This is a genomic window from Streptomyces sp. NPDC006551, assembly GCF_040611675.1.
GTDB lineage: Bacteria > Actinomycetota > Actinomycetes > Streptomycetales > Streptomycetaceae > Streptomyces.
Genome location: NZ_JBEXOT010000036.1, coordinates 32,769 through 59,351, shown reverse-complemented (window position 1 = coordinate 59,351; position 26,583 = coordinate 32,769). Strand labels below are relative to the sequence as shown.

Annotated in this window: 13 protein-coding genes and 4 pseudogenes; 7 read left to right on the top strand and 10 right to left on the bottom strand. The window is 68.3% G+C overall.

Going from position 1 to position 26,583, the window contains the following annotated elements:
• Positions 1–92 precede the first annotated feature (92 nt).
• Both ABZY12_RS26225 and ABZY12_RS26220 read right to left on the bottom strand, forming a co-directional pair.
• Positions 93–509: pseudogene (locus ABZY12_RS26225) on the bottom strand (amino acid ABC transporter substrate-binding protein); the annotation flags it as partial.
• A gap of 1,011 nt (positions 510–1,520) precedes the next feature.
• A complete protein-coding gene (locus tag ABZY12_RS26220; protein WP_356894417.1) occupies positions 1,521–2,801 on the bottom strand; it encodes a low temperature requirement protein A in 1,281 nt (426 codons plus the stop codon).
• A gap of 257 nt (positions 2,802–3,058) precedes the next feature.
• On the opposite strand from ABZY12_RS26220, the gene ABZY12_RS26215 reads away from it, so the two are divergent.
• Positions 3,059–3,775, top strand: a complete 717-nt coding sequence (locus ABZY12_RS26215) for an SMI1/KNR4 family protein (protein WP_356894415.1) — start codon at positions 3,059–3,061, stop codon at positions 3,773–3,775.
• 21 nt (positions 3,776–3,796) lie between these two features.
• On the opposite strand, the pseudogene ABZY12_RS26210 reads toward ABZY12_RS26215, so the two are convergent.
• Positions 3,797–4,006 (bottom strand): annotated as a pseudogene (locus ABZY12_RS26210) (ATP-binding protein); the annotation flags it as partial.
• A gap of 1,025 nt (positions 4,007–5,031) precedes the next feature.
• Here ABZY12_RS26210 and ABZY12_RS26205 point away from each other — a divergent pair.
• The 5 genes from ABZY12_RS26205 (at position 5,032) to ABZY12_RS26185 (ending at position 11,749) form a co-directional block, all read left to right on the top strand.
• Positions 5,032–5,391 carry a hypothetical protein gene (locus ABZY12_RS26205; protein WP_356894413.1) on the top strand — a complete coding sequence of 120 codons (360 nt, stop codon included), beginning with the start codon at positions 5,032–5,034 and terminating at the stop codon, positions 5,389–5,391.
• Positions 5,392–5,402: 11 nt separating this feature from the next.
• Positions 5,403–8,987, top strand: a complete 3,585-nt coding sequence (locus ABZY12_RS26200) for a hypothetical protein (protein ID WP_356894411.1) — start codon at positions 5,403–5,405, stop codon at positions 8,985–8,987.
• Between the two features lie 428 nt (positions 8,988–9,415).
• The gene (locus ABZY12_RS26195) at positions 9,416–10,024 is read left to right on the top strand and encodes a hypothetical protein (RefSeq protein ID WP_356894409.1); all 609 of its coding nucleotides are present in this window, start codon (positions 9,416–9,418) and stop codon (positions 10,022–10,024) included.
• Positions 10,025–10,457: 433 nt separating this feature from the next.
• A complete protein-coding gene (locus ABZY12_RS26190) occupies positions 10,458–11,312 on the top strand; it encodes a hypothetical protein (protein ID WP_356894407.1) in 855 nt (284 codons plus the stop codon).
• Positions 11,313–11,314: 2 nt separating this feature from the next.
• On the top strand, positions 11,315–11,749 hold the full coding sequence (locus tag ABZY12_RS26185) for a hypothetical protein (protein WP_356894405.1): 435 nt from the start codon (positions 11,315–11,317) through the stop codon (positions 11,747–11,749).
• A 104-nt stretch (positions 11,750–11,853) separates the two neighbouring features.
• Here the strand turns inward: ABZY12_RS26185 and ABZY12_RS26180 are convergent.
• The 6 genes and pseudogenes from ABZY12_RS26180 to ABZY12_RS26155 form a co-directional block, all read right to left on the bottom strand.
• Positions 11,854–14,085: pseudogene (locus tag ABZY12_RS26180) on the bottom strand (Helicase associated domain protein); the annotation flags it as partial.
• A gap of 543 nt (positions 14,086–14,628) precedes the next feature.
• Positions 14,629–16,344, bottom strand: a complete 1,716-nt coding sequence (locus ABZY12_RS26175) for a pentapeptide repeat-containing protein (protein WP_356894401.1) — start codon at positions 16,342–16,344, stop codon at positions 14,629–14,631.
• A gap of 60 nt (positions 16,345–16,404) precedes the next feature.
• Positions 16,405–17,336 (bottom strand): annotated as a pseudogene (locus ABZY12_RS26170) (IS5 family transposase).
• Positions 17,337–17,872: 536 nt separating this feature from the next.
• A complete protein-coding gene (locus ABZY12_RS26165; protein WP_356894399.1) occupies positions 17,873–20,605 on the bottom strand; it encodes a TerD family protein in 2,733 nt (910 codons plus the stop codon).
• A complete protein-coding gene (locus ABZY12_RS26160; protein WP_356894397.1) occupies positions 20,595–22,670 on the bottom strand; it encodes a DEAD/DEAH box helicase family protein in 2,076 nt (691 codons plus the stop codon). Before ABZY12_RS26160 ends, ABZY12_RS26165 begins: the two co-directional genes overlap by 11 nt.
• The gene (locus ABZY12_RS26155; RefSeq protein WP_356894395.1) at positions 22,667–23,242 is read right to left on the bottom strand and encodes a hypothetical protein; all 576 of its coding nucleotides are present in this window, start codon (positions 23,240–23,242) and stop codon (positions 22,667–22,669) included. The genes ABZY12_RS26160 and ABZY12_RS26155 overlap by 4 nt, the downstream gene beginning before the upstream one ends.
• Before the next feature lie 316 nt (positions 23,243–23,558).
• Here ABZY12_RS26155 and ABZY12_RS26150 point away from each other — a divergent pair, with 316 nt between their 5' ends.
• On the top strand, positions 23,559–24,785 hold the full coding sequence (locus ABZY12_RS26150) for a hypothetical protein (protein WP_356894393.1): 1,227 nt from the start codon (positions 23,559–23,561) through the stop codon (positions 24,783–24,785).
• Positions 24,786–25,861: 1,076 nt separating this feature from the next.
• Here ABZY12_RS26150 and ABZY12_RS26145 read toward each other — a convergent pair.
• Complete coding sequence (locus ABZY12_RS26145; protein WP_356894391.1) at positions 25,862–26,530, bottom strand: hypothetical protein; 669 nt, start codon at positions 26,528–26,530, stop codon at positions 25,862–25,864.
• Positions 26,531–26,583: the final 53 nt, after the last annotated feature.

Here is a 26,583-nt window from a genome sequence, read left to right as displayed (position 1 = left end):
CGTAGCCCCGCCGCGAAGCTGAGAGCCCGTATGGACAGGTAGACAGCCCCTCAAGCTCAGACAGATCTGGGCAGTTGGACCTCCGTGCTCTCTCAGCCGGCGTGGAGGATCCGAAAGCGATCGGGCTCCGCCGGGTCCCGATCAACGACTTGGATTGGTGTCCAAGCCCATTGCCAGACGCTGATGCCCGGCGTGCGGGAGAACCGGATCGGTCCGCGGGTGCCCTCGACCGCCACGCGCGGCCATGACTCGGCGATGGCCGCCCGTTCCGTGCCGTGGGAACGCAGCACGTCCGCGAGGACGGTGACGGTGCCCCAGCCCTCCAAGGCGACGAAGGAGGGCGCTTCGCCCAGCCGCTCGCGGAGCTCCTTGCCGACGCTTTCGCCGAGTGGACCGAGGCGCTCGGGCAGGTAGCGCAGGAACGGGATCCCGGCCCCGTCCTCGCCCAGTGCCGTGGCCCATTCGGCGAACTCCGGTTGTCCGGCCGGAGCACCGATCAGGATCTTCGCTCGCGCGGGCTGTTCCGGTCTTCGGGCGCATCGGGACAGCTGGTCGGCATGAACGGTGACGAGCAGCTGCTGCGCTGCCGGGTCTACGGCCACGACTACGACAACCCCGACCGGGCCCGGCCGGACCGGACTCTACGCCGAGCTCGTCAGCGGCCCGCTGCTGAACATCCGCGGCTGGCGGACCGTAGAGGTCGACCACGGCGTCGCGGGACGGCGACGGCGCCCTGGTGGTGACCGGCTCCCCCTGACCGCCTGTACAGGCCGGCGTCCCCTAGTCGTTGAAGGGGCGTGAACGACGACCGGACCGAGACCGGGGCAAGGTGGTGGCCGGGCTGGAGCCGGGACCCCGCCAGGAGTGCCGGGCCGCACAGCGGGACCGGTCCCGAAGTCACCGCACCACCGGGCGGGACGGGGCTGGCCCATCCGACGGCACCAGCCCACCGCAGGCCCTACACAGGCCGTATGAGACGCAGCCGAGAAGAGACCGCACCCCAGGATCTGCCGGGCGACCTGTGGCACGCCCTGTCCGAGCTCCAGCACACCCATCCCGCTCCCGTGGGCGGCGTGGGCCGCTCGCCCGTCCGGTCGGACTGCTGTCCTTCGCCGCAGTCACCGACACCGTCCTCGCGGCCCGCGTGCAGTTGTCCGGCGCGGAGACGATGCACGAGCTGAACGAGACGCTCCGTGCGATCACCGGGGGCGTGCACGCCCACTTCACCGGCCCCGGTGTCATCGGGAAGATCCGTGACCAGCTCCGCAAGCGGAGTCGCCGCGAGACGGGCCGGACCTCAAGTCGCCACCGTCATCGGCTCTTCCGTCCTCGCCGAGCTCGTCCCTTCGGCTGGCAGGCCGAAGGGACGAGGCAGAGCGAGCCGAACTTCTCTCCATACTCCTTACTACGGAACGGGGAGAGCCCGGTCTCTCGACGCATCCGTGAGGGGTGGGATCCGTCCCACCCATATTGGGCGCGTTGATGGTCCGCTGCGGTGTCCGGTGGTGATGGCGCTCTGCCTACTGCGCACCCAATTCTTGCAACATCTGCTGCTGGTGACGGTGGCCGACCGTCTCGTAGCCGATCACGGTGACGAAGGGCGCGAGCATGACCACGAGCAGGCACACCGCGATGGCCACACCGGCGGCGGCCAGGAGGACTGCCGCGAGCAGTACGGCGATGGTGAGGGCGACCAGAAGGATATGGAAGCGGTCTGCTGTGGACAGCAGCAGGGTGTGCAGGAGGTAGACCATCAGCATGTAGAGGCCGACGGGGAGAGCGAGGGCGAGGACGACGGCGGTGCCGGAGATCTTGGCGTGGTGTTCCATGTAGAGGCCCGCCACGTGCAGCCCGGCGCCGGCCCCGGCAACGCCGATGAACAGGGGGATGTGGCCGTAGCCGAAGAGGTATCCGCGGCTGCGGCGGTGCGCCAGGATGTCGCCGAAAGGCGTCAGGAAATACATCCACCACATGCCGAAGGTCAGACCGACACCGGCGATGACGACGGCGACGGCGTTCCAGGTCCAGTGTGTGCCGTCCCCGCCGCCCAGGAGGTCTCCGGAAGAGGCGACCGTACCGACGACGCCCTCGCCGAGGACGATGATCGCGAAGAGTCCGTACCGTTCGGCGACGTGGTGCGGGTGCCAGGGGGTGCCGCCCGCGGAGCCCTGTGTCAGCACCGGCAGGACGAGTTCGAGGGCGCCCAGGACGCCGAACGCGGCGAAGGCAACGCCGATCGGCATGTGCACGAAGGCCACCACGATCCAACCGGCCTGGACGATCACCGTCCAGCGGATGTTGGCCATGCCCACGTCGTGGAACGACGGGGACTGGCGGGCGGCACGCCACCACTGGAGCACCATCGCGATCCGCATCACGACGTAGCCGATGACCATGGCACGCAGTTCGAGGTGGCCGCCCTCCTCGACGGAGTGGAACATCGCGGGCAGGCCGAGCGAGAACACGACGACGCCGATCATCTGCAGCATCGTCACGGCCCGGTAGAGCCAGTCGTCGGTGGCGAACGCGGAGGCGAACCAGCTGAAGCTGATCCAGGCGATGCTGATCGCGAACATCGCCAGGACGAACGCGATGACCGCCTGGCCGGCGTGCCCCTCGGCGACCATCTCGGCGAACTGGAACGCCGCCGTGCCGACGGCGACCACGAAGGTGAGGTCGAACAGCAGCTCCAGCGGCGAGGCGGTCCGGCCGTGCTCTTCCGGGTCACGACCGGTCATGGGGACCAGCCGTCGCGACAGACCGCGCTTGCCGAGCCTGCCAGCGGGTGGGGAATCATTCATGTGCAGCAGTATTTCTGACGCTGTCCCTGCCGGCCCGGCCGCCCTGCCGACGCAGAGCACTCCGGCGACAACGGCGAAACACTGTACCCGACCGGCCCCAGCGGCATCGTGGGATGCGGCCATTCGGGCAGCCGTCTCTCCTGGACGCACCTTCGCGCTCGGTCCCTGACGTGCCCGTCGCTGTCTGCCAGCAGCACGGCCGCCGGCTCCGGTTGCCAGGTCTCCGCGTACTCGTCAGAGTGCTCAGGCAGGTACGGATGAACGTGCTCAGCTCGACGTTCGGTAACGCGGGGGTTGGAGGATTTCGGGATGCCACGGAGTGCGACAATCTGGCCGTGTCTGAGGAGTCGTCGCGCTGGTATCGAGACCGTCTGGTCGTGGGGCCGTTCAGGCCATTCGAGGTTGGTGAAGTTGAGGGTCTCGAACGGGAGATCGGGCTGCCCCTGCCGCCTTCCTATCGCTCATTCCTGGAGGCGGCGGGCGGGGAGAGCCTCACGTATTCGGTCCGATTGCCGGCTTGCGACCCGGAGCCGTTCCAGAGTTTCGACGATCTCTATCAGCTCGGTCGTGACGATGATGGTGAATACGGCTGGGGCACGCTTCTGGGCGAGTACCGCCGCAGCCGTGATGGGTGGCTCGCCCATGAGGTCTCACTGGCCGGCCTTCTCCCGATCGCCCGCAACGGCGGGAGCGACACCCTGTTCCTGGACCTGAAGCCGGCCACTCATGGCCAGCTCCATGCCTTCGTGCATGGCATCCCTCACCCGGGATACCTGCCGAAGGGGGTCTTCACCAAAGTCGCTGACGACTTCGACGCCTACCTCGACAGCCTTGTCGTCGATCCGGACGTCGCTGAAGACACCTGGGCCGATGTCGTCGACAGTGACTCCACCGACCCTTGGCGGCGGACTGTCGAGGAATGGCTGGACAAGGAACTGCCGGGTTGGCGTGCTGAGCCGTGGGCGGCGGCCTGAGTGCTCGGGCTGGGCGATTGATCAAGCGACGTTGGTGTCGTGCTCGATGGCGGCGAGCCGGTTCTTCAGCCGGTAGCTCGGACCGTTGATGGAAACGACGTCGCAGTGGTGCAGGAGCCGGTCGAGGATGGCGGTGGCGAGGACTTCGTCACCGAACACCTGCCCCCACTCGCTGAAGGTTTTGTTCGAGGTCAGGATGATCGAGCCCTTTTCGTAGCGCTTGGAGATCATCTGCCGGGACCGGGCGGGCGCGTACGCCGAGGGTGCCCGCCGCGGTGCCCCCGACGCGCTGCAGGGCGCCGACCGGTTCCATCTGTGGCAGGGCCTCGGCCGAGCTGTGGAGACCTGCGTCGCCGCCCGCCGCGACTGCCTACGCAACCCTTCGCCCAGCGGCATGTTGCGGAGGCCACCCCGACTGGCTTCCGGTCGGCCGCAGGACAACTCGAAGCCCGTCGGCCGGCGGGCCGAGCGGAAGAAGGCAGCACATGCCCTGGTCCACGAACTCCTTTCTCAAGGTCACTCACGCCGGGCGATTGCCCGGCACCTGGGCTGGGGCCTCAACACCGTGTTCTGGTACGCGAACGCCGCCCGCTGGGAGGACACCTTCCGCGAGAACCGGCCCCGACCCAGCAGGCTGGACCCCTACAAGCCCTACCTGGAGCGCCGATTCGCCGTACGTCGATCGGCTACGCGCCGAATTCCTGACGGGGCTTTGCTGTCCCGAGGCATCCCTCCCGCTCCAGGGGTGAAGGAAGGTCCGGTAATGGTGCGGTGAATTTGAAGGCTGCCGCCCAGCCCGCTCCGACGCATCCGCCCTGGCCGAGTTGATGTCGCCGTACGAGCCCTGGGTTGAAGCTCGTATGGCTGGTGATGCAGGACCCCCGCGGGAGCCGCTGGCCAGCTGTCTGGCAGATCAACGGGGCGGAGGTCGTCTGGCGGTTCGGGGACTGAGTCCGCCGTCGACGTCTACGTCAAGAGGCTGGTCAACGAACTCGGCATGGAGGGGACCGGCAGTCCGCGCACATCCCCGAGTTGCAGCGCATTTGCCCCGGCATCAGGCTGCGAGCCCGGTCACGACGACGGTCACGTGTAACGGGCGAGGCCGCGTACCACTGCAAGCAGGTGAGTCCGGCGTGACAGCCCGCCCACACCGATCCGTCCACCGTGGTGTCGAGGCTATGGGAGAAATCGTCGAAGTTCGCACGGAGAAAGCGGTGCGCTGGAAAACTGGGCGCTAACTGTGTCAGGGGGGTCTGATGACTGAGGTGGATATCGTGGTGGCGGCGCTTGCCGCCGGTGCGTCGGCGGGGCTGATGGAGACAGCGAGCGCTGCCGTGCGGGACGCGTACGGCGCGCTCCGCGAGGCGGTGCGCCGTCGGCTGTCCGCACGTGGCGAGGAGGTGTTGGACGCTGAGCAGGTGGAGCCGGGAGTCTGGGAGACACGGCTGCGTGAAGAGCTGATCGCGTCCGGTGCCGACCGGGACCAGGAACTGCTGGCTGCGGCCGAGAACTTCCGGGCGCTGGTCCGCTCGGAAGGCAAATACCACGTCGACACACGTGGTGCCAAGGGCGTGCAAATCGGCGACCACTCCACCCAGACCAACACATTCAACTGAGGCCGCAGCCGGTGGACAGCTACGACGGCCGACTCCCGCGCATCGACGCCCGAGGAGTGTCGGGGTTACAGGTGGGGGACGGGAGCCTGCAGATCAATTTGCTGGCCGGCGATCCCGCCCCGGCCCGGTCGGCCTACCTCCACCAGGTGCGGTCGATCGCACCGGACCGGCTCCACGGCCGGGAGGCGGAACTCGCCGAGCTGGACGAGTTCTGTACCCGCCCCGGCGGGAGCGCCTACCGCTGGTGGCGGGCGAAGGCGTGGGCGGGCAAGTCGGCCCTGCTGTCCTGGTTCGTGCTCCACCCGCCGGAAGGCGTGCGCGTCGTCTCGTTCTTCGTCACGGCGCGATTTGCCGGGCAGAGCGACCGCGAGGCGTTCATCGACGTCGTCATGGAACAGCTCGCGGCGCTGCTGGGCAGGCCCGTGCCCGCGCACCTGACCGGGGCGACCCGCGCTGCGCACCTATTCGCGCTGCTCGAGGACGCGGCCACCGTCTGCCAGGAGCAGGGGTTGCGGCTCGTCCTGGTCGTGGACGGGCTCGACGAGGACCTGGGGGTGACCACCGGTCCCGACGCGTACAGCATCGCCGCGCTGCTCCCGGCCCGCCCTCCCGCCGGAATGCGCATCATTGTGGCCGGACGCCTCGCGCCGCCGCTGCCCGGTGACGTGCCCGACCACCACCCGCTACGCGAGCCCGCGGTCGTACGGCTCCTGGAGCCGTCCGGGCACGCCGAGGTCATCCGGCACGCCGCCGAGCAGGAACTCAAGCGCCTGCTGATCGGCACGCCCACCGAGCAGGACCTTTTGGGCCTGCTTACGGCGGCCGGCGGCGGTCTGTCCGTCCCAGACCTGGTGGAACTCACCGGTACTCGCGACCCGTGGGAAATCGCACAAACCCTGGACACGGTGTCCGGCCGAACGTTCGCGCAGCGCCCGACAGTGGTCCGGCACGGACCGGAGCGGCCCGAGCACGTCTACCTGCTGGCCCACGAGGACCTGCAGCAGGCGGCGGCGACCTTCCTCGCGGGAGAACGGCTCGCCGACTACCGCCGACGCCTGCACACTTGGGTGGACGGGCACCGGGAACGCGGCTGGAACGCGCACACCCCCGGCTACCTGCTGCTCGGCTACTTCCGCAGTCTGCGCGCGGACGGCGACATTGCCAGAATGCTCGGCCTTGCGCTCGATTCGGGCCGCCACGCCTGGCTGCTCGACACCACCGGCGGCGATGCCACCGCCCTCGCCGAACTCACCGCGACCCAAGACGCGATCCTCGCCACCGAGAGCCCGAATCTGCCCGAGCTGACCAAAATCGCCCTGTGCCGGGTGCGCCTGTCGGAGCGTAACGCCTCGCTGCCCATGGCTCTGCCCGCCGTCTGGGCGCTGCTCGGCCGCGTCGAGCGGGCCCGGGCGCTGGCCGGATCCATGGAGCAGGAAAGCTCGGCGAGGGCACTGGCGAGGGTGGCCAGAGCGCTCGCCAAGACCGGCAGTCGGGCACTGGCCGAGCCGATCGCGCGGAGTATCACCGGCCCGGATGAGCAACGGGCCCTAGCGCTTTCGGCGGTTGCCGCAGCAGCCGCCAGGGATGGTGACCGGCAGCGGGCCAGCGAGCTGGCCGATGCCGCCGCGCAGGCGGCTCGCCGGATCGATGAGGACTACGCACGGGCGGCCTCCTGGGCGGTGCTGGCCACGGACGCAGTCGGGGCAGGTGACCGGCAGCGCGCTGGTGAGCTGGTGCGGGAGATCAGGGCGCTTGCCGACAGTTCACAGGCCGCGAGCGTCGGACTGATTGCGGACGATCTGGCCGGGGCGCTTGCCGTCGTGGGCGAACACGTCGAGGCCCTGGCGGTCGCCCGCGCCATCGGTGACCCTGATCGGCGGGTAAAGGCCCTCGCTAATGTAGCGCGGGCGGTGGCCCGCAGCGGAGATCTGGACCTGGCATACGAGGTGGCCGTCGAGGCAGAGGCCTGCGCCCGCGCGATCACCAGGGTTACGTTACGACCCCCGATGGCGGCGGTCATCGAGGCGATGGCCGCCGCTGGGAAGCCGGACCGCGCGGCCGAGCTGACGCACGAGGCTGTCAACGCTCTTGTCGCCGGCGCGGACGACCGCCCGGCCTTCCAGGTGGCGGGCGATCTTGCCGTCCTCACCGGTGCTGCCGCCCGGGCAGGTGACCACGGCCGTGCCGAGCTACTGGCCCGGGCCAACTTCGACCCGGAGTCGAAAGCGCGGGCACTGGCTGAAGTGGCCGAGGCGGTCGTACGGTCGGGAGAGCACCGGCGTGGGCGCATTCTGGCATCGGAGGCCCAGGAGTCGGCCCAGCAGGCCCGGTCCCCGGTGCATCAGCAGGTAGAGCTCGCTGCCTTGGCCGGAGTGGTGGCGCGATCGGGCGATTTCGACTGGGCACTGGCGATCGCCGGTACGGTGCACGACCCCGCGCGTGAGGTGGCTGCACTGAGGGCTGCGGCCCAGGCGGCAGCGGAGGCGCTGGACTTCGATCGTGCCGAGGCCATCGCTCGCACCATCAACAACGTGAGCGGCCAGCGCGACGCCGCACTTGCCGTCATCGCCGAGGTTGCTCTCGAAGCGGGTGCCGTGGAGCGAGCCATGGAGATCATCCCCACGATCGAGACGGCGACCCAGCAGATGGTGGCCATCGGCGCGACGGTCGGCGCACTAGAGGCATCCGGCGACCACAGTGATGCGGTATCCCTGATGGACTGGCTCGTGAGCCCCATCACCGAAACGGGCGCGAACCTGGACCCGTCGAGCGTGCTTGTCCTGGCCGGGGCCGTTGCCCGCACCGGAGGGGTCGAGCAGTCCCAGCGCGTCGCCCGCATGCTCGAGCAATCCGCGCTACGAGCCCGGGCACTGGCGGCGGTGGCCCAGGCGGCCGCCCGCACGGGTCAGAAGAAGAAAGCCACTGCACTCGTCAACGAGGCCGAGGCAATCGCTCGCAGCTTGGGCGAACTTCACGAGCCGCCGCTTACCCTGGAGGCGGCCATCGAGGCGATCACCGGGACCGAGGACCCCAATCAGGCCATCGTGTTCTTCGGCGAGCCCACGGCGCTGGTCCACGCCCTCACCGGACCCCTCGAACGCGCACGCACCCTGGCGGCGGTCACCAAAGCGATCGCCTGGGCCGGGGACCACGACCGGGCCGCCACGCTGGCCGCCGAGATCAAGGACGCACTTGAAAAGGCGAACTCACACGGAAACTGGGAGCTGCTCGCCGACCTCGCCCAAGCAGCGGCCGAGACCGGACAGCCCGAGCGAGCGGAGGAGCTCGCGGACCGGATCACCCTTCCAGCGATCCAAGCCCGAACCTTGGCCCACCTGGCCAACGCGGCCGACCCCGCAGCGGCCCAACGCCTGACGGCGCGGGCCTTCGCCATCGACTTGTGGACGGCCGTGGACGTGCTGCACCGGCTGGAACCGGATGTGCTGCTTCTACTCGCGGAGGACCTGGGCGTCGCCGGGTTGCGCACCGCACCGCCGAACCTTGTCGACCCTCCGACCCTCAGGCCGGCGTCGGCCCGCCGCCACCGGATGGGCCTCGCCCTACGATGGCTCCGCCGCACCGGTCGAGAACCGTGATCACTGTGCTCAGGCTTCGCTCAGCAGCCGATGCTGACGGCCCGGGCGTAGGGGTCGACCGCACTCTTCTGGTTGATCAGGGCGTGAACCGATCACGGCCCGTGAGCAGGGCTTGCCAACTAACCTGCCCGCCCCTTGCCAACTACGCAGCGCCAGGTCCTCCAGGCTAGCGACAACTCCCGCCGTCCTTTGCCAACAAAACCGCGTTGTCACACCGGCGGTGCTCGCGCTGCCTCCTTGTCCAGCTCCGCTACCTGCGACATCCAGCCCCAAACAGGACAGCGCCCGGGGAGGAGAAGTCTCGGTCCCCGGGCGCTGCCCTGTTTCCCGTTCGGCCCAGGCCGCAGCCGCCCCGTACCTGGTGCTGGCGTCACCGCGGACGTCGGCGAGGAACTGGGGGACCATGTCGACTTCCTGCCTGCACCGCGTTGCAGCGGCCCCCACGCAAGCGCCCCCTCGCACCCCAACGGGTCCACCCGGTCCTCTACCGGACCCTGGACTCCCTCAGCGTCCCCGCAGTGGTCCAGGGGCGGCGCACGGACGTCCTGGCCGCCAACCGGCTCGCTCACGCCCTCTACACCGACTTCGAAGCCCGACCCCGCCGCGAACGCAACTTCGCCCGCTTCGTCTTCCTCGACGAGGCCGCCCGCGCGCTGTACGCCGACTGGGAGCGGGTCGCCGGCGACTGCCTGGCCATGCTGCGCCTGTACGCCGGGCGTCACCCCGATGACCCGCAGCTCACCGAGCTGATCGGGGAGCTGTCCCTCCACAGCGACGCCTTCCGCCGCATGTGGGCCGACCACCACGTCGTCGCCCACACCACCGGCACCAAACGCCTCCGCCACCCGCTCGTCGGCGACCTCACCCTCGACTACCTGGTCCTGGCCGTCGAAGGCGACCCCGAACAGACCCTCACCATCTACACCCCCGAACCCGCCTCCCCCTCCGCCGAAGCCCTGGCCCTCCTCGCCAGCTGGACCGGCACCTCTGCTTCTCGGCCGCAGGCTTCCGAAGAGACACACCACCGGGCCGGCTGACCCGAGAGCTCCCGACACGCAACGGCACCGAACCCCAGCGGGATCTGCCGGACGCCGACCCTCAGCAGCGGCGCGACCTCGAGCGCGCCGGGCGCTACCAGTACGAGCTGTACGTCGAAGGCGAGCTGCTCTACTCCTCACCGGAGCTGACCCTCCGCGAGATCCGGCGAGACGGCGACGGCGCCCTGGTGGTGACCGGATCCCCCTGACCAGGCAAGGACCCCCAGCGGTGACCGCCAGCCACCCGCACACGACGCTCTCGGCAGCGAGGCCGGGTCCGGCCGCCCCTGTGTCGCTCGTGCGGGCGGGATGCCGCCGAACGTTCCTCCCGCCTGGTGGGCCTTGATGTATTGGACTGTCGGAGCAGGGCGGAGCAGGGGAGCAGGACGTTAGCCGGATACAGCACGGGGTGCGCCGTCGAACTGGGGTGCGCGTGACGGACTGGGACGACATCGAGTGGGTGGTGTGGCGCCTTGAGGTCCGGGATCCTCAGCAGCTCGCGGGCGAGGAATCAGACCTGGACGAGCGCACCCAGGAGACGATGACGGAGCTCGCGGCCTCGCTGGGCTGTGTGTACGAACACTGCGTCGATACCGACACCTACCCGGACGGCACGCCGTACTACGCCTGGTGGGTCCGCCTGCCCGCAGCCGAGCATGCCCGACACGGCACGGACGGCCTCCCGCACGCTCTTGGCCCGCTGCGCCAGCAGTACCTGACCACCCAGCTGCCCGACGGTTTGAAGTGGGAGATCACGCCGGACCGCGAGTACACGGTCGACCACGCCGGCAGCGCGGCCCTGCGGGCCGCCTACGACGATCTGATCGCCCCGTTCGAGCGCGCCCTGATCCCGCTGCGCCGGGACGGGGCCGATGCTCTCGATCCGCGGGCGAAGGTCTGGAAGTGGGAGGAGAACCTCCTGGTCGGCACGTTCGACCTGTGGCTGTGCGACGACCCGGACCGCCCGCACACCTGGATCGTCGTCACCGTCGGCCTGTGGACCGAACCGCAGCTCTTCAACGAAGAGCCCGCAGCCAGCCTCGGCCACTTCGACTTCACCCCGCACCACCCGCTGCTCTTTCTGCCCCGCCCGCCGGCCCCGGCGACCTTCACCGCCCGCGCGGAGTCCGGCTCGTTCCCCGGCAAGAGCACCTCCAGGACGAAGGCTGCCGACGCCATCGGGACAGCTCACCAGTGGACGGCCAACGACCCCCACGTCCTGGCCGAGCGGGTCGCCCGCGACCTCAAGCTGCTGTGGCCGCATCTCACCGGCCCGGAAAGGAGCTGACGATGGCCTCGTACGCGAAGGACCCGCGTTGCACCGCCATGGCCGAAGCCCTCGTGCCCCTGCTGCGCCGCAACTGCCCGGAAGGCGCCGGCGGATTCGGCGGCTCGTACCAGGTGAACCTGGACGATGAGGAGGCCGTCGGATTGGGCGGGGTGGAACTGATCCGGGCCGCGATGCGTAAAGCGGCCCGGCAACTCGGCTGGAAGGTCACCACGATCGGGATGATCGGCACCCGCCACGGCACCATGGTCGTCGTCCAGGACGTGCGCGAGGTGCCCGAGGAGCACCAGGCCGTCCTCAACGATGCCATGAACGACCGGATGCGAGCCGCGCTGCACAAGGTGTGGGGTGACCAGGGCCCGGCCCCTGTCCAGCGCGGCTCGGTGGCCTTGATGACTCAGGAGTTCCGCGCGGCCGTTGCCACGGGCAGCGCCTAGCGCTGTACCGCCCCTGACCTGCCAGAACATCGGCCGAACCGCGGCCACAGCACCGGCCCCGGACTTCAAGAGGCCCGGGGTCCGGTCACGGTGCTGGAAGGCGGTCAGGGGCTGACCGGGGCGGTATGGGGGATCGTCACCGGCCTTGCCCATTTCATGCCGAGTTCTCGTAGTGCGCCCAGCTGTTCGGCGCTGAGTTTGTCGCGCCTGGTTTTGGTGTTGGATACCCATACGCCCAGCTTCACGGTCACCGGCTCGTCCTGGCCGTCGACCGTGATCTGTTCGCTGTGGCCCCTTGGTACGGGCCGGTGGGCGCCTTCCCGCTGCACCCACTGCGTGAGGGCTGTCAGGCCGCGTTGGAATGCCTGCTGTGCCTTGTTCGTGCCCTTCGTCGCACGCGCCGCCGTCGGGGCGGGGGCCGGCTCCTCGACCGGCTTGATGCCTAGCGTGGTCAGCCGCTGCTGCTGCTCGGTCGACAGCAGCTTCCAGGTGGCCGGGTTCTTCTGCCGCTGAAGCCACCGCCCGATGTCGTCGCCGTCGAAGGTGACGCCGGGTTCGATGGCCGGCAGGACGCCGCCCGCCTCGTCGGTGGCGAGGTCGGCGAGGACGCGGTAGTGGCGCTGCCAGTCCAGCGGCCACGGGCAGTTCCAGTCCTCGTCGATCGCGGCGAGCTGCTGCGCGCGCACGGCGGCCCGGTCCGGGTCCTTCCCGAGACCGCCCTTCCGTCGCAGGTTCGCCATGTGCTGGCCGACCGGCACTGTCGCCTCGCCTTCGCCCCACACGGCGTCCTGACGGGGCGCGAGGTGCCCGGTCGCCCGCCGGTAGGACCGGAGCGCGGCGAGTTTGTTCTCCCAGGCCTCCTCGCCCGGCTCCCACACCATTCCGGCCTCCGGCAAGTCGAGCAGGGTCTTGCGCCGCTCCTCGAGCTCACCGGCCCGCAGCGCCTTCCTCTGCTGGTGGACCCACCGCCCGAGGGGAAACGCCTTCGTCGCCCCGACTTCGGCCTCGACGTCATACGGGACGGCGTAGAGCCCGGTGATCTCGTTCTCCTTTCGCCACCGGAGCAGGGCCTGGTAGCCCTCCAGCCATACCAGTGACTCGGGCCGGTAGACCCGGGTGCGCAGGAACGCCGCGATGGTCGCCGCGTCGCGCGGGCTGGAGAAGTGCAGCAGCGCGGGCTCGGCCGCCGACTCGGCGCCAGCGTCATGCTCCTGGTCCTCGCGGTCGCCCTCGCCGCCGGCCCCGACGATCCGCCCGTCCTCGTCCCGCCGGATGTGGATCTTGCGCTTCCCGCTCGTGAGCGCGCGGGAGGCGAGTTGTTCGACGAGTCGTTCATCATGCGAGCGCAGGCCCTGGAGGACCGCTACAAGGGGGCGGAACGAGGCGGAGGCGACCATGTCGGTGGGGTCCTCGCCGGGCTCCAGAAACACCGGCACGATGATCCTGGCGACCTTCGTTCTGCCGTCCTTGTTGAGCCGGAGCGCGCGGCCGATGTTCTGCACGATCTCGACCTGGGAGCCGCGGGTGTCGGCGAAGCAGACGGCCTCGACTCCCCGCTCGCCGGTGATGTCCACGCCCTCCCCGAGCACCCGCACGGACGCGAGGAACGCCCGGTGCACACGCCGGTTGTTCGCGTCGATGCCGCCTGCGAACTGGCGCAGGACCTCGCGCCGCTCGGTGACGAGGTGGTCGCCGCACAGCCACGCAGCCCACACGCGGTCGGGGGGTACGTGGCGGCCGCCCTCGAGTTCGTAGAACTCCGCGTCGATGGAGGACTTCGGCAGCTTCTCCGCAGCGGCCAGGTCGGCGTCGGAGGCGTCGTTCATGTACAGCGCGGCGGCGGTCTCGGGCAGCTTCTCCGCGAACGCGGCGGCTTCCTCGACCTTCTGGTGGAACGTCATGACCGTGCGGAGGTTCCAGGCGGCGGCGTGTTCCAGGAGGGCGGTCTGAAGCAGGGCCAGGCGCCGGCCCCGCCGCGCCTCCTCGGACTCCCCGAGAACCGGTGAGGGGTCGCGGATCTCGAGCACGTCGATCTCGAACCCGGCGAGGATGCCGCGTTCGATCGCCTCGCTCAGTCCGAGCTCGGCCAGCCACGCGCCGTAGGTCCCGTTCGGGTCGTCGGCCATGGTCGCGAGCTCCGCCTCCTGGCCGCCGGTGCCCTTCTGCGGCCGGGGAGCGGCGAGGATGCGTGGGGTGGCGGTGAGGTAGAGCCGGAAGTCGGCCGGGATGCGGGCGTTGTCGTGGATGGCCGCCCACGGCCGACCAAGATCACCGGCGGTTCCGTGTGCCTCGTCCACGATGGCGAGGTCGAAGCCTGCCATCTGCTGCCCGTAGAGGCTGTGAGGTCTCACTGATGTTGCTGTGACCGCCGGGTTGCCTGCCTGCACTACCGCAAGTCGGCCGAGATGGGTTCCAGGAACCCCTTGTGAGGGCCCTGAACTGTGGTGTTGCAGGTCGGATGAGACTGCTTCAGGTCTATTGAGAATGCTTATAGGACGGTCCCGGGGGAGTAGTCGGTGCACCGGTTCGTGCGTCCCATAGGGCGCAGACGCTGGCCCCAAAACAGCGCTCTGCGCGATTGACTGATCCAACGCAGCCGAGACGTGCTCGTCGGCGCAGGTAAGTTGAAACTAACGTGCCTATGGACGAAGCTTTATCGAGCTCACAGTTCGCACGGCACGATTGACGTACGAGAGGACGGGACGATCCATGAGCTGATCAGCGACGCCTGGTGGACGCCCGCGCCGACCTTCGACGCGCCGTGTAACCCCGGCCGCCGAGCGTCCTGCCTGGCGAGCAGGGCGCCCCGCGCTGCACGCGTTCACCAGGCGCGCTTCGGAGTCTATGGCTGGGGCGCTGCTGGCCGTGGGAGGGCTGGGTCAGCGTTTGACCCGGTTACGGATGGCCAGGACCGCCAGGCCCAGAAGGACGGGCTCGGTCACACGGGACGCCATCTCGATGTAGGTGCCGGCGGTTGTCAGGTCCTGGCCGGAAGAGCGGAACACCACGGAGTTGAGCGTGACGTTGAGGGCCTTCTCGAAGCGCTCGCTGGTGAACCTTTCCCCCGTGGGGTTCTGCGGATCAGCCTTGTCAATCTTGAAAGTGACCTTGCCTCCGTCGCGCGGCACGGTGCCGGTCGCTTGCAGTCTCGGGGAGTCCTTCGGGAGCCCGAAGCCCATGAGCAGCACGATGGTGACGATCATGGCGGCAGCGAGCCAGCCCAGGGCCCGAGAGGCGCGCAAACCATAACCGGACAGTAGCCAGTAGCCCCACAGCAGCCTGCGTTCGCCAGGCGCCGTGCCGCCGCGGTCATGGCGGCGCATCTCCATCTCGCCGTAGTAGAAATCGGCAGCGCCAGGCTCGTTCTTGCCGTCCTCGAAGGCTTTGCGCAGCTGTCGGTAGAGCGCGGCCGCGTCTTCCGGGTCGGGAGTGCGGTCGGGGTCAGGGTGGTACGGACCGGGGCGCCAGTTTCGAAGTGAGGGTGGACGGGCCGGGAGCGGGGTGGGTTGGCTGGCTCTGTGTGCGCGCCAGTGGTGTTCCTCGGCCAGGGTGCGGCGCCTGGACCATCGCAGGGGCACTAGTCCGTGGCGGTGCCAGCCAATTGGGGGGTGGGCGAAAGTTGTGCGTCCATCCATGTGGAGCTGGTCCAGATGCACCGCGCCGGCGAAGCGGCACTCGGAGAGGTCCATGTCCGTCAGGGCCAGGTGTGCTGCGTCCACGCCGCTGAGGCTGGTCACCTTCACATCGGGGTCTTGGCTAGCCAGAACCTCTTCGGACAGCATGTCCTCCTCTAGGCCGGTGAAGGGGACGGGTTCGGCCGTCACGGTGACTGGGTACTCCATCACCGCCCCGGTCAGGTCCACCTTGGCGTAGCGCAGCCGCAGCGCAGCTGCGGATGCCCAACGTGTCCGCTGGAGCGACAGCTCTCGCGCGGCGATTGCCATCGTCACCGGCGCGTCGAACACTGCGAGATCCAGTCTCACCCTGCTGCCGCATGCCATGGGCCCAAGCCACGGGGCGGACTTGAATCGAGCCCCGCTGAATGTAGCGTTGCCGGTGAAGGTCGCCCCGGGAAACTGGACTGGGCCGCTGAAGGTCGCCATGCGGAAGCCGGCGTCACCGGTGAAGTTCGCCCTGCCGAACGAAGCAGCGTCGCTGAAGGTCACCCAATCGAATTCGGCCTCACCGGTGAAGGTTGCCCGCGTGAACCCAGCGGTGCCAGTGAAGGTTGCCACGCGGAACGAGACGTTGCTGAAGGTAGCCTCTTCGAACCAGGCGGCGTTGGTGAAGGTAGCCCCGTCGAACCGGGCAGGACCGAGGCGGGGGTGTCCGGTGACGGGGTCGCGCAGGCCGACAAGCAGCTGGGCCAGCAGGTCTTCGCTGAACGGTGTGCCGCGGTGGTCGATTGCGGCACCGGGGGTCAGGCGGGTGAGGTAGTTGGTGCGGTCGGTAGCGGTCAGGTGGGCGAGGCATGCGGTGTGACCGGCGACGAGGACCCCGTGGCAGCCGACCGGATTTTCCGTGGTTGCGCCGTAGCCGCAGTAGGGCCATGCCGGCGGCGGACTCGATTGCGGTTCGGCGGTTGCAGACGTCATGCCTCAAGGACAATTGAGGCGGCCGAAGAGTTGCCCTCCGATTAGGTTCTGTCCGGCCGATCATGTCCGGAGCCAGATGATGGTTGCCGCGACGGTGACGGTACCCAGGTAGACATACGCACGCTTGTCATACCTCGTGGACACGGCACGGTAGTTCTTGAGCTTGTTGATCGCTCGTTCCACGGTGTTGCGCTTCTTGTACCGCTCCTTGTCGAAGCCGGACGGGCGACCCCCTGCCCGGCCCCGGCGAACGCGGTTCACAGCCTGGTCACTCTTCTCGGGAATGACGTGGCGGATGCCTCCTCTCCGCAGGTAGCGACGGATCCGCCGGTTACTGTAGGCCTTATCGGCGCTCAGGCTGTCCGGTGTTGTGCGCGGGCGGCCCGGCCCGATACGAGGCACCCGAATGCGGTCCATGACCGGCTCGAACTGCGTGCAGTCCGCTCGCTGGCCCGCCGTCAGCATCAGTGACAGTACGCGGCAACGACCGTCGGCACTCAGGTGGACCTTGGTGGTGAAGCCTCCTCGGGACCGACCGAGCGCCTCACCTCCCGCACCACCTCCACCAGGCGGGGGCACAGTCTCGCCCGTGACCTTTCGCTCTGGTGTGTCATAGCCGCAGCCCCTTTTGACGTGGCGGGCGGCGCGGCCTTCCGGGCGCCGGCCGCGTGCTGGTGGGCACGGATAGAGGTGGAGTCAACCGAGACGTCCCAGTCGATCCCGCCGGCGGCATCGACCTGGGCCTGCACCTGCTGGAGCAATCGCTCCCAGGTTCCGTCGGCTGACCAACGCCGATGGCGCTCGTAGATGGTCTTCCACGGGCCGTAGCGTTCCGGTAGGTCACGCCACTGCACGCCGGTCCGCACCCGGTGCAGGATGCCGTTGACCACCTGACGGTGATCGCGCCATCGCCCGCAGCGGTTGTTGCCTGTCGGTAGAAGCGGCTCCAGACGTCGCCACTCCGCCTCTGTCAGATCCCCCCGACCAGTCATACAACGGCCAACGAATCGGTGGGCAGCATGGGTACGGTCAGCACCTGCGATGCCACCACGCCAACTCCGGATCTGCCAACGGCTCGTGATGCGTTCGCCCGAGGAGTAACACGTCCAGGCGCTCCACCTGTGCCTGGAGTTCGCCGGCGGCCCTTGGCGGAAGCATGAACAGAGCGTCTTGCAGCTTGTCCCGGGCCCACCCCTCGCCGCAGCAGGAGCAGGTGAACTCAGCCTCCCACTGTCTCCACCGGCGCTTGGTTCCGTGGACGCGCACGGACCACACGCTCAGCGCCACTGCCACGATGCCCGGAGACAATCGCTCCCGTTCAAGTACACGGATGGCGGCGTTCGCCGCTCCTGACAGACCCGGGACATCGCGATACCGCACCCAGGGTCGTCCCCAGCCGCGTTTCCGCGACCGAAGTGAAGCTGGTGTTCTACGCGGCACGGCCCCTTCGGATGCAAGTCATGGACCGCATCCTCTCACAGCCCAAGATCGGCCGGACAGAACCTAGTTGAGGCCGCTGGCAAGACCGTCAGACTTCGATGCTGACGCCGAGGTCCGTGACCAGGCCCTTTAGTCCGGTGTTGTACCCCTGGCCGACAGCCCGCACCTTCCAGTCTGAGCCATGCCGGTAGATCTCCACGGCGATGGCGACGGTCTCGCCTGAAGCGAAGGGAGTCGGCTCGAAGGACAGTCTGTTGCCGCAGGGTTGGGCGATCTCCGCCCGCCATGCAGTGTGCCGATCAAAGACAGCTGTGGGTTGGGCTTCGAGGTCGATGCTGGTGATGACTGCCACGGTGTGTACGTCGCCCGGAATTTCGACCAGGTCCGCGGTGACGGTGTCGCCGCCGGTGCGGACTCCGTCGTGGTGGGGATGGTTGTAGAAGACGAGATCGTGGTCGCTGCGCACCTTGCCTTGGCGGGTGAGCAGGACGGCGGAGACGTCGACGGGCGCCCCGGTGGCGATGAGGCGGACCGTTACCGGCTCGACTCGGAGAAGGGCGTTGGACCCTTTGTCGAGCGCGTCCCCGCGATCGTACTGCCCGCCTAGAGCGGTCTGGGTGACATCCCTGTCGGTTGCCGTGGCAGGGCTGGTGCCGATCAGGTCGGCGATCGTGTGCTGGAAGATGGGCCAGCCTTCGACTTCTCCGCCTGGCCAGGGCCAGGCCAACCGCTGAGCACCGAACTGCTTCGGGGCGGGCGGATGCCCGAGAGCCTCGCAGAGCTGCACATAGCGCAGGCTTTCGACCGCAAGGCGGCTGAGCTGCCACTGGCGTTGCGCTTCCTCGGGCTGGTTCATGCGCAGTTCGCTATCGACCGGCGCGCCGCCGAGCGCGGTGTAGACGCGGTGCGCGAAGAGGAGGGCGTCATCCGGTAGTAGTCGAGCTGGGTGTTGTTGCTGAGCGGCGGGGGGTTCTCCGATCGCGGTGTAGAGAGCGCCGAGGTCGCCGCCGGTCCATTGATTAGCCGCGCTAGTCGCGACCTGGGCGAACTGGATCAAGGTGGGCGGCCGGCCTTTCGCGGCCACAAACCGGTGGTGGGCCCGCGCGACGTCTTCCAGCGCGCTGCGCCAACGTTGCTCCAAGTAGGCGTCGAGATATTGCTCGGTCCAGGCACGGCGATGGCGGGTGATGATGTCACGCAGCCGCTCGAAGCCTTCGCGACGGCTGCCGCTGCTGAGGCTCGACGTCATGGTAAAAGTTCCGATGGGTGTGTCCACCTGGGTCTCGGCTCGCTCGTGGCTGATCTCCTCGTGCGGCCCCAAGCCCATCTCGGCAACGCGAAGGTCCTCGAACAGACCCTCATCGACCGCGCAGCCCGCGGTGCGCAGGGCGGTGAGAGGGCGGCTGTAGTAGTCGGGGGCACCGGACAGGGGCGTGCGGGAGTAGGGGCCCTCGCACACGAACCAGGCAGTGAGGGCGATGCCGTGCCAGAACTCCAGGGCGGGGCCGAATGCTTGCGCCATCAACTGATGGGGGCGGGGGTTGCTGACGATGCTGCGGGGATGGCGCTGCAGCGTCATCGACTGCCACAGGCGATTCACTTGTTCGTTGACGGAAGCGGGAAGCACCTGCCGGTACAACTGCTGAGCAACGCCCTGGTGACTCTCCCAGGGCAAGTCCATGACCTCATTATCGACGAGCCCCCACAGCGACTGCATGCCGGGCCTTTGGACGGCATGCGCATGGTCGAAGGACATCCACCAATTCCGTAAGGCGGCGGCGCGTTCTTCGACAGGGGAGAGGGAGGTCGGGCCACCAACAAAGGCCGCAAGCATGGCGTGGATCTCGCCCTCCGGGACGCCTGTCTCGGACGCCATGTCGGCCGCCTGGGCGGACATCCCCACATACAGGCGCGGTTCGGGCAGCGCGGTAATGACTTCCTCGTCCGGGTGCGGTGGCACCTGCAGGTAGTCCAGCACAGCCAGCCAGTCACCAGCGAAGTAGCCCGAGACGACCGGCTGCAGTGCCCGGGTCAGTACCCGGCGGGCCAGCGCGGTGCCGGCCTTGCCCTTGGCCTTCTTGGCGAAGCCGGCCATTAGGGCCTGCGTCTGCTGGATGCGACGACGGGTGACGAGTTGGAGAGGGTCAGTGGCGGCGAGGGCGTCCAGAAGCTCAAGTCGGGCGCGTTGCTGCCCAAGCCGGTCCAACTGACCCCAGCCGCCGCCGAAGCGGAACGCCTCGAGCGTGTCCTGGTGCAGGCCCAGCGAACGGTAGCGTTCCTCAATGCCGGACCACTGTTGCAGCTGATCTTCGACCGACCCGGCTGGCCCCGCTGCCCGCACCCGGACCGGCTCCAGCAGCGTCTCGAACAACGGCACAAGCAGCGTCCACAGCAGCACCGCGTCAGCACCCTCCAAGACGCTGACCCGGGCCGTGTCATCGTCAGCCAACGTCATGGCGTGGGCGGGACGTTCACGCAGCAGATGCGGCAGGTTGACCGACCCGGCCTTTACCGAGAACTTCTGCGGCAGATACCACGCTCCCCGTCGCTGCTGCTCCCGTACCCCGAATGTATCCGCGCACCAGGTTTTCTCCGGCCCGCTGAGTCCCAGCACCTCAACACTGTCCGCAGCCTGAGACCCTCTGCCGCTGACTATCGCAGCCACTCTCTGGCCGTTCAACGCAGCGGCAAGCAACCGGGCCGCGAGTGCGTCGAGCTCGGCAAACCGCTGCCCCTGCCCAGCAGCCGCCTCCAGGGCGAGCCCGTCCTCGGGGGACGCGTCGATGGCAGGCTGCCACCAACGCGACTGGTCACTGGCCACCGGTCATCCTCCGCATGTACTCGACGAACTGCTCAAACGGCAGCGGAGCCGCCGTGTTCTGCGCGTATACGGCGTAGCGCTGGGCCATCAACTGCATCTCCCGCTCTGCCCGCCGAGCCTCCACCCGATCCAGGTCATGCACGACGCGCTGTTCGACACGCCCCTGCTCGTACAGCACGAACGCATCAGCGCCGCCGCCCGGCAGAGCACCTTCAGGTGCCCCTTCTCCGGAGTCGTCGCCACCGTGCAGCTGTGCTTCCAGCCTGTCGGTGTCGATTGGCGGGACGCTGAGCAGCACCGCTGGATCCATGTCGTTGTCCGCGCACATGGCCTCTAGATGGTCCTCAAGGCCAAGCTCGGCATGACAGACCACGTCCAGGTACTGCTGGGTGGCGGTCAGGTTGGGATGCCGCAGCACGCGCACACCGCGCCCGATGAACTGGTAAAACTCACCAAAGCTGCCGTAGGGACGCATGGGTACGACCAGCGTGATGGGCGGGAAGTCGTAGCCCTGGCCAAGCATGCGCAGCTGCACGATGCCCTGTAAATCTCCTGAGTCGGACTCGAAACGGCGCCGTGTTCCTGCGATCGCCGACGCCGGCATGCTGTGGTGCAGTGTGGCGCAGGGGATGCCGTACTCCTCGGCGATCCGGGTGATCTGCTGAGCGTGGGCCTCGCCCATCGCCGCAAATAGAACCCGGGGTTTGACCGGCGCCAGCAGCTTGGCCTGGGCATCCAGACAGGCCCGCGTCACGGCCATCACACGCCGGATCGGTGCAACGGATTGCGCGGTGATGCGGGCCATCTTCCGCTCGTCCCCCAGCACAGCCAACAGAGCATCACGGCCCATGATCTGCTCGCGACGCCCGTCGGGCCACACTGCCTCATACACTGTCGTCGCCACATCCGGGGCGAACCGGTGCACACGCAGGTTCTTCGCCGATCCGTCCGCGACGGAGTCCACCAGCCGGTAGCGGTAGACGACATCAGCGTCGATCGGTTTGCCGTCCAGACGCTGGAAGCACGCCGACATCAACAGCGTGCGCGCTCCCTCAAAGTGGGCGAACAACCGCTGGTAGGAAGCACTGGCCGCAATGTGCGCCTCGTCGACGACGATGAAGTCGACATCCTCCGGCTCCAGCTTGGCCAGCAGGTCCCCCTCCTCTTCGCCGGTGCCCAGCGCGTGGAAGTTCGTGACCAGCACGTCCGCGGCCAGCAGCTGCTGCCGGCTCACACGGCTGATCTGGCCATCGTTCGCATCCAAGACCAGCGTGGTCGGAGGACGGGAGCCCGGCAGCAGCGGACCACCAGCCAGCCCGTACAGCACGTTGCCCGGCATTCCCGGATCGAGTGCCTTGGCGAACGTGCCGCGGATGACCGAGCCCGGAGTGACCACCAGCGCACGCTGTCTGCTGAAGGACAACGCGGCTGCCACCCCCAGCGCGGTCTTGCCAGCCCCGACCGCCATCACCGTGGCCGCGTGCCTGCCCACGGAGGCGTAGTAATTGGCCAGCGCTGCCAGAGCCTCGTCCTGACAGGCCCGTAACGGTCCCCTAGCCACTGAGCCGCGCACACCGGTGAAATAGGACGCATCTGCAGGTGTCCTGGAACTCAGAGGCGGATCGGCCGCCCGCAGAGGATCCCCCACCATCTCCGGGGCCGCGATGCGCGGTGCGGCGACCACCAACGGTGCGAGCGCCGCGTCCTGGCGCAGCAGCGCTTGCAGTTGGGCGACGCAGCGCGCGGTGTCCAAGCGCACCGCATCATAGGAGAACCGCAGCACCGTCAGTCCGGTGGCGGCCAGATCGTTCTGCCGAAGACGGTCGTAGGTGAAGGCGGCCCGGTCACTGTGGAAGGTGAACCCGTCCAGCTCGACAGCCATTTGCAACGACTCACCCGCGATCAGGTAGTCCAGCCGGTAAGTGCGTTCATTCACCGTCACCGGATGCTGGCTGCGCACGTGCGCCACGATGCTCCGATCCACGGCTGGGGTGAGAACCCAGCGCAGGAACGCCTCTTCCAGATAGGAGGCCGAGGGGATGAGCTGCTCTAGTCCAGTGCTCATGCCCATCCGCCGACCTCAGCCTCGGCGACCAACGCACTAACCCTCTCTGACAGCCGGGCCACTGCGTCCTCGCTCTGCCCGCAACGAGCCAGCCGCCGCGCCACACTGAGGGCCTCTGCAAGGGCGCCCTCGCGTTCCAGCAGTGCAATGAGCCGGGGCACGGACGTCACCCGTACGAACGACTCTGGGACGGGGCCAGCGTCGAAGGACACTGCGTGCGGCGCTGCCTCCATCAACTCTAGGTCCAGCACAGCGAACACCTCAAGCAGCTCAAGCCCTTCGGGGTATGAGCGCCGCCCGCTCCAAAGGCGGCTGACCGCGTCCTGGAGGACGAAGTGGTAGTCCATAGCCTCGCCAGGAAGCTCCAGCGCTTCCCAGACGTGGTCGACCAGCTGGAATCCGCTCACTTCGCGGGGCACGTGCCGACTGGCCGGCGCTGCCGACGTGCTGCCATCAGCGGTCGGCCACATCGGTAAGCCGGACGACACCTTGGGACGGAGATGTGCCTCCAGCAACGTCTCGCGGACGACACCAGGGCTGCCCGTGAACCGCAGCCCGGGAATCGCCGCCATTCGCTCAAACCACCTTGCCACGTTCCCCGCTCTTCCCGCTCACGGCGCCTGCCGTCAGGCTACTTCCACAGCCCTTGCTGCACGCCTGGCCCTATGTAAGTCCACATCCTGGGGCTCTCCTACAGCAGCTGAACCCGCGCCCGAATGCCCACCGGCTCCAGCAAACGGTGAATCCCACTCGTGTAGCCATCCGTCCGGGTAGTGAGTAGCGCTCCCCTACCCATGTGAGAGAGCGAGACCCGCCCGCGCGCTCCGCTAGTGGTGGCGCAGCTGCAGCCGGGCGGAGAACGCAGCGCGGCACCATGACGATCAGAGCATGACGGTGCTCCGATCAGTGATTCACCCAGCCCCGTTGCCAATGCCGAACGACCTGTCAGACGATTTCGCAGTGAACGATCCCTCCCGCCAGCCGAACCATGGCACGCGTCTACTCGGACCGAATTTCGCCCGCCGTAACCGACCGGATCCGACCACCAAGAGCGAAGACTCCGGACAGTGGGTGGCCTTGGACGAATCAGGCTGGGACGGTGACCAGCTCTACGGCCGGCCCCGCAGCCGGTACCTGTCCATCGGAACGGTCGCCATCAGTGACGACGAGGCCGCACCGATCGTCGATGAGATACGCGCGGCGACGCGCCTGCTGGCAGCCGAGGTGAAGTTCTCCAAGGCACTCACCGGGCCACGCAACGGCCCGCGCCGCTCCGTCCTGGCCAAGATGCTCGCACCCGGCGAGGTGCTGCACGGCCGGGCAGCGGTGTACCTGGTCGACAAGCACTACTTCATCGTAGGCAAGCTGATTGATCTCTTCGTCGAGGAAAAGGAAGCCAAGCAGGGGCGCGACATCCGCAACACCGACCGCGCTCGCCAGATGGCGCGAGGCCTCTTCACTGAAGGCCCCCGGGCTCTGGGGCCGGAGCTTTTCGGGCGACTGCTGTCCACCACCGTCGCCTTCGCTGCGGCGAAGAACCACGACCAGAGCGTCACCGTTGATGCCTTCCACGATGTCGTCGAAGAAGCATGGACGCGCTCCACCCGACGCAAGGCCTCCGAGGCCCTGGCCATCCTGCGCACCACGAGGGAAGAGGCAGCGGAATACCTGCGCGACGCCCATGGACCTGACGCGGTCCTTGCACAGTCGCTCGAACCGCTCATCCCGGCGACCGCTGCGATCACTGCCAACTGGTCGAGGAGGCTGGGGCGGGTCAATTTCCTGCTCGACGACCAGCGCGCCATGACCGACGCCAACCTCGACCTCATCGAGGACGATGCACGCGGCCGCACACATCCGGACTTCCGCTACCTCTCCCACGGAGTCCATCTCGGTGAGCTTGTGCGAGGCAGCTCGAAGGAGCACCCGTCACTCCAGCTTGCGGATCTGGTCGCAGGCGCCGGATTCGCCGTGGCCGAGCGCCACGACGGCCAGGTGAACCCGGCTGGCGACGACCTGTACGAGGCCATCGTTCCTCTGATCGACCCGGCAGGGCTGCTCTCGCACGACGATCCGGGCCGGTTCGCCTTCTCCGGGGCCCGGCCCGTCGGCTGAGGGGCCATCCAACGGGCCCCTGCTGCGGCCGGGGATGCCCGAGAATGCACGCAGTCGAGCTCAGGCAGCCATGAGTCGTCGAGGGTGTCGAAGATACGGTCGAACGTCTAGGCGTGCGTGGCAGGGACGAGGAGGTAGGGCGTCCCGGAGCCGGCAGTGGTTCGGGGGCCTTCCTGCCCGAGACCGAGGGCGTCAGAAGGGGTGAGGAGGTCGAGATTGTCGAAGACGTAGTAGAGAGGGAGCTGGGTCCAGCGACGAGCGAAGGTGGGCGGTGACGGCGGCTCGTTCGATGACGTGACGCTGGCTGGTCTGGCTGGTCATGCGGCTCTTGCAGTCGATCAGGACGACCTGCCGCCTTGTGCGGCGATGAGGTCGGGTGTCCAGCGCAGTAGCTGGTGTGGTGCTGGGCGAGTCGAACGGGCTCGCCCATGACGCCCTGCCTCCAGGAGCCCATGCCGCGGTCACGGGCCGCGACGGGAGCCGAGGCCGTCACAGGCGGCCTGAGACAAGACAACGCTGCTTCGGCAAGCGGTTACGAAATGGATGACAGCTCCCGCGAGCAGCCCAGGACGGTCATGCCCTATGAGAGCTGGGGCATGACCGCCCGTGGCATGTCAGAGCCTGCGGGGCGACCGGGCTTGACCGCCACTAGCAGCAGCTCGTGGGCGGCTATGCCTGTCCCTTGGCGTCTGGCCGGGGCTGCGGTGTCGCACTGTGTTGTGCGCTGGGCTGTGGTGGCAGACCCCAGTCGAGGACGTGTAGGCCCGTGCTGAAGATCAGACCAGCTTCCAGGTTCAGGAGCTGGATAGGAGAGCGGTTGTGACGTTGCAGCCATGTGCGGCGCCGCTGCTGTTCCGTCTTGCTCAGATCGTGCCAGCGGTCATAGTGGACGCCGGGCGCCCTGCCTGGGTTCTCGCGGGCCCAGGATCGGATGAGGGGGGTTTCGTCCGGTGCGGTGTGCAGGGTGATGAGGGCCCATGCGGTGTCGTACGACAGTGAGGGCCCGTGGCGTTTCATGAGCCGAAGGGCGCGTAGCTGTCGCAGAGGCGCAAGGAGCCATCGTGCGGTGCGGGGCTTCATGGAGGTGTGCTCCCGGTCTCGAGTGGGGTGCGCCAGCGGTCGGCAGCGTCCCTGAGGCTGTGGTGGCCCAACGTCTGCAGGGTCTGGGTGAGGGCCTGGAGGAAGATTTCGCGTTGCTGAGGTGTGTGGAGGTCGGTCAAGAGCTGCTCGGTGAAGCGCAGGATGTCGCTGCGGATGCCGTCGCTCTCGGCCTCGTGAGGCGGCGCCAGACCCTGTAGAGCCGTGGTGAGGGTGTCGAGGTCCTTGAAGCGGTCGGGAAACTGGGTGATCCACCACACTCGGCGCAGGTCAGGGTCTGCCAGTACGCGCTGCAGGTGAGCCAGGCGGTCCAGTTCCTCCTCGTGCGCCAGGCTCATCGCCTGCTGCCGGCGAGCATGCTCTTCGGCCAGTTCGCGGTCGCGGGACGTGGCTTCCAGGCGCGCCCTGCCGACGCACTTCAGACCGGGCGCGGCACAACTCCACTTCCCCAGAGCGGTATTGACTGCATCTTGCGTGGCGGCGAGGTCGAGAACGGAGTGCTGCCGCAGGACTTTCGCGGCGTCCCGGCGCAGATGGTCTCTTGCCGTTGCTACTGGGTCGTGAAGGTCTGGATGCTCTGCTTGTGCCCAGCTCCAGGCGCCGTCGATACGGACTGTGAAGTGCACGGCCTTGAGGCGGCTCGCCATCCGCTCGTCCAGCAGGACGAGCGGATGGGACTCCTAGGCATCGGCCGCACACG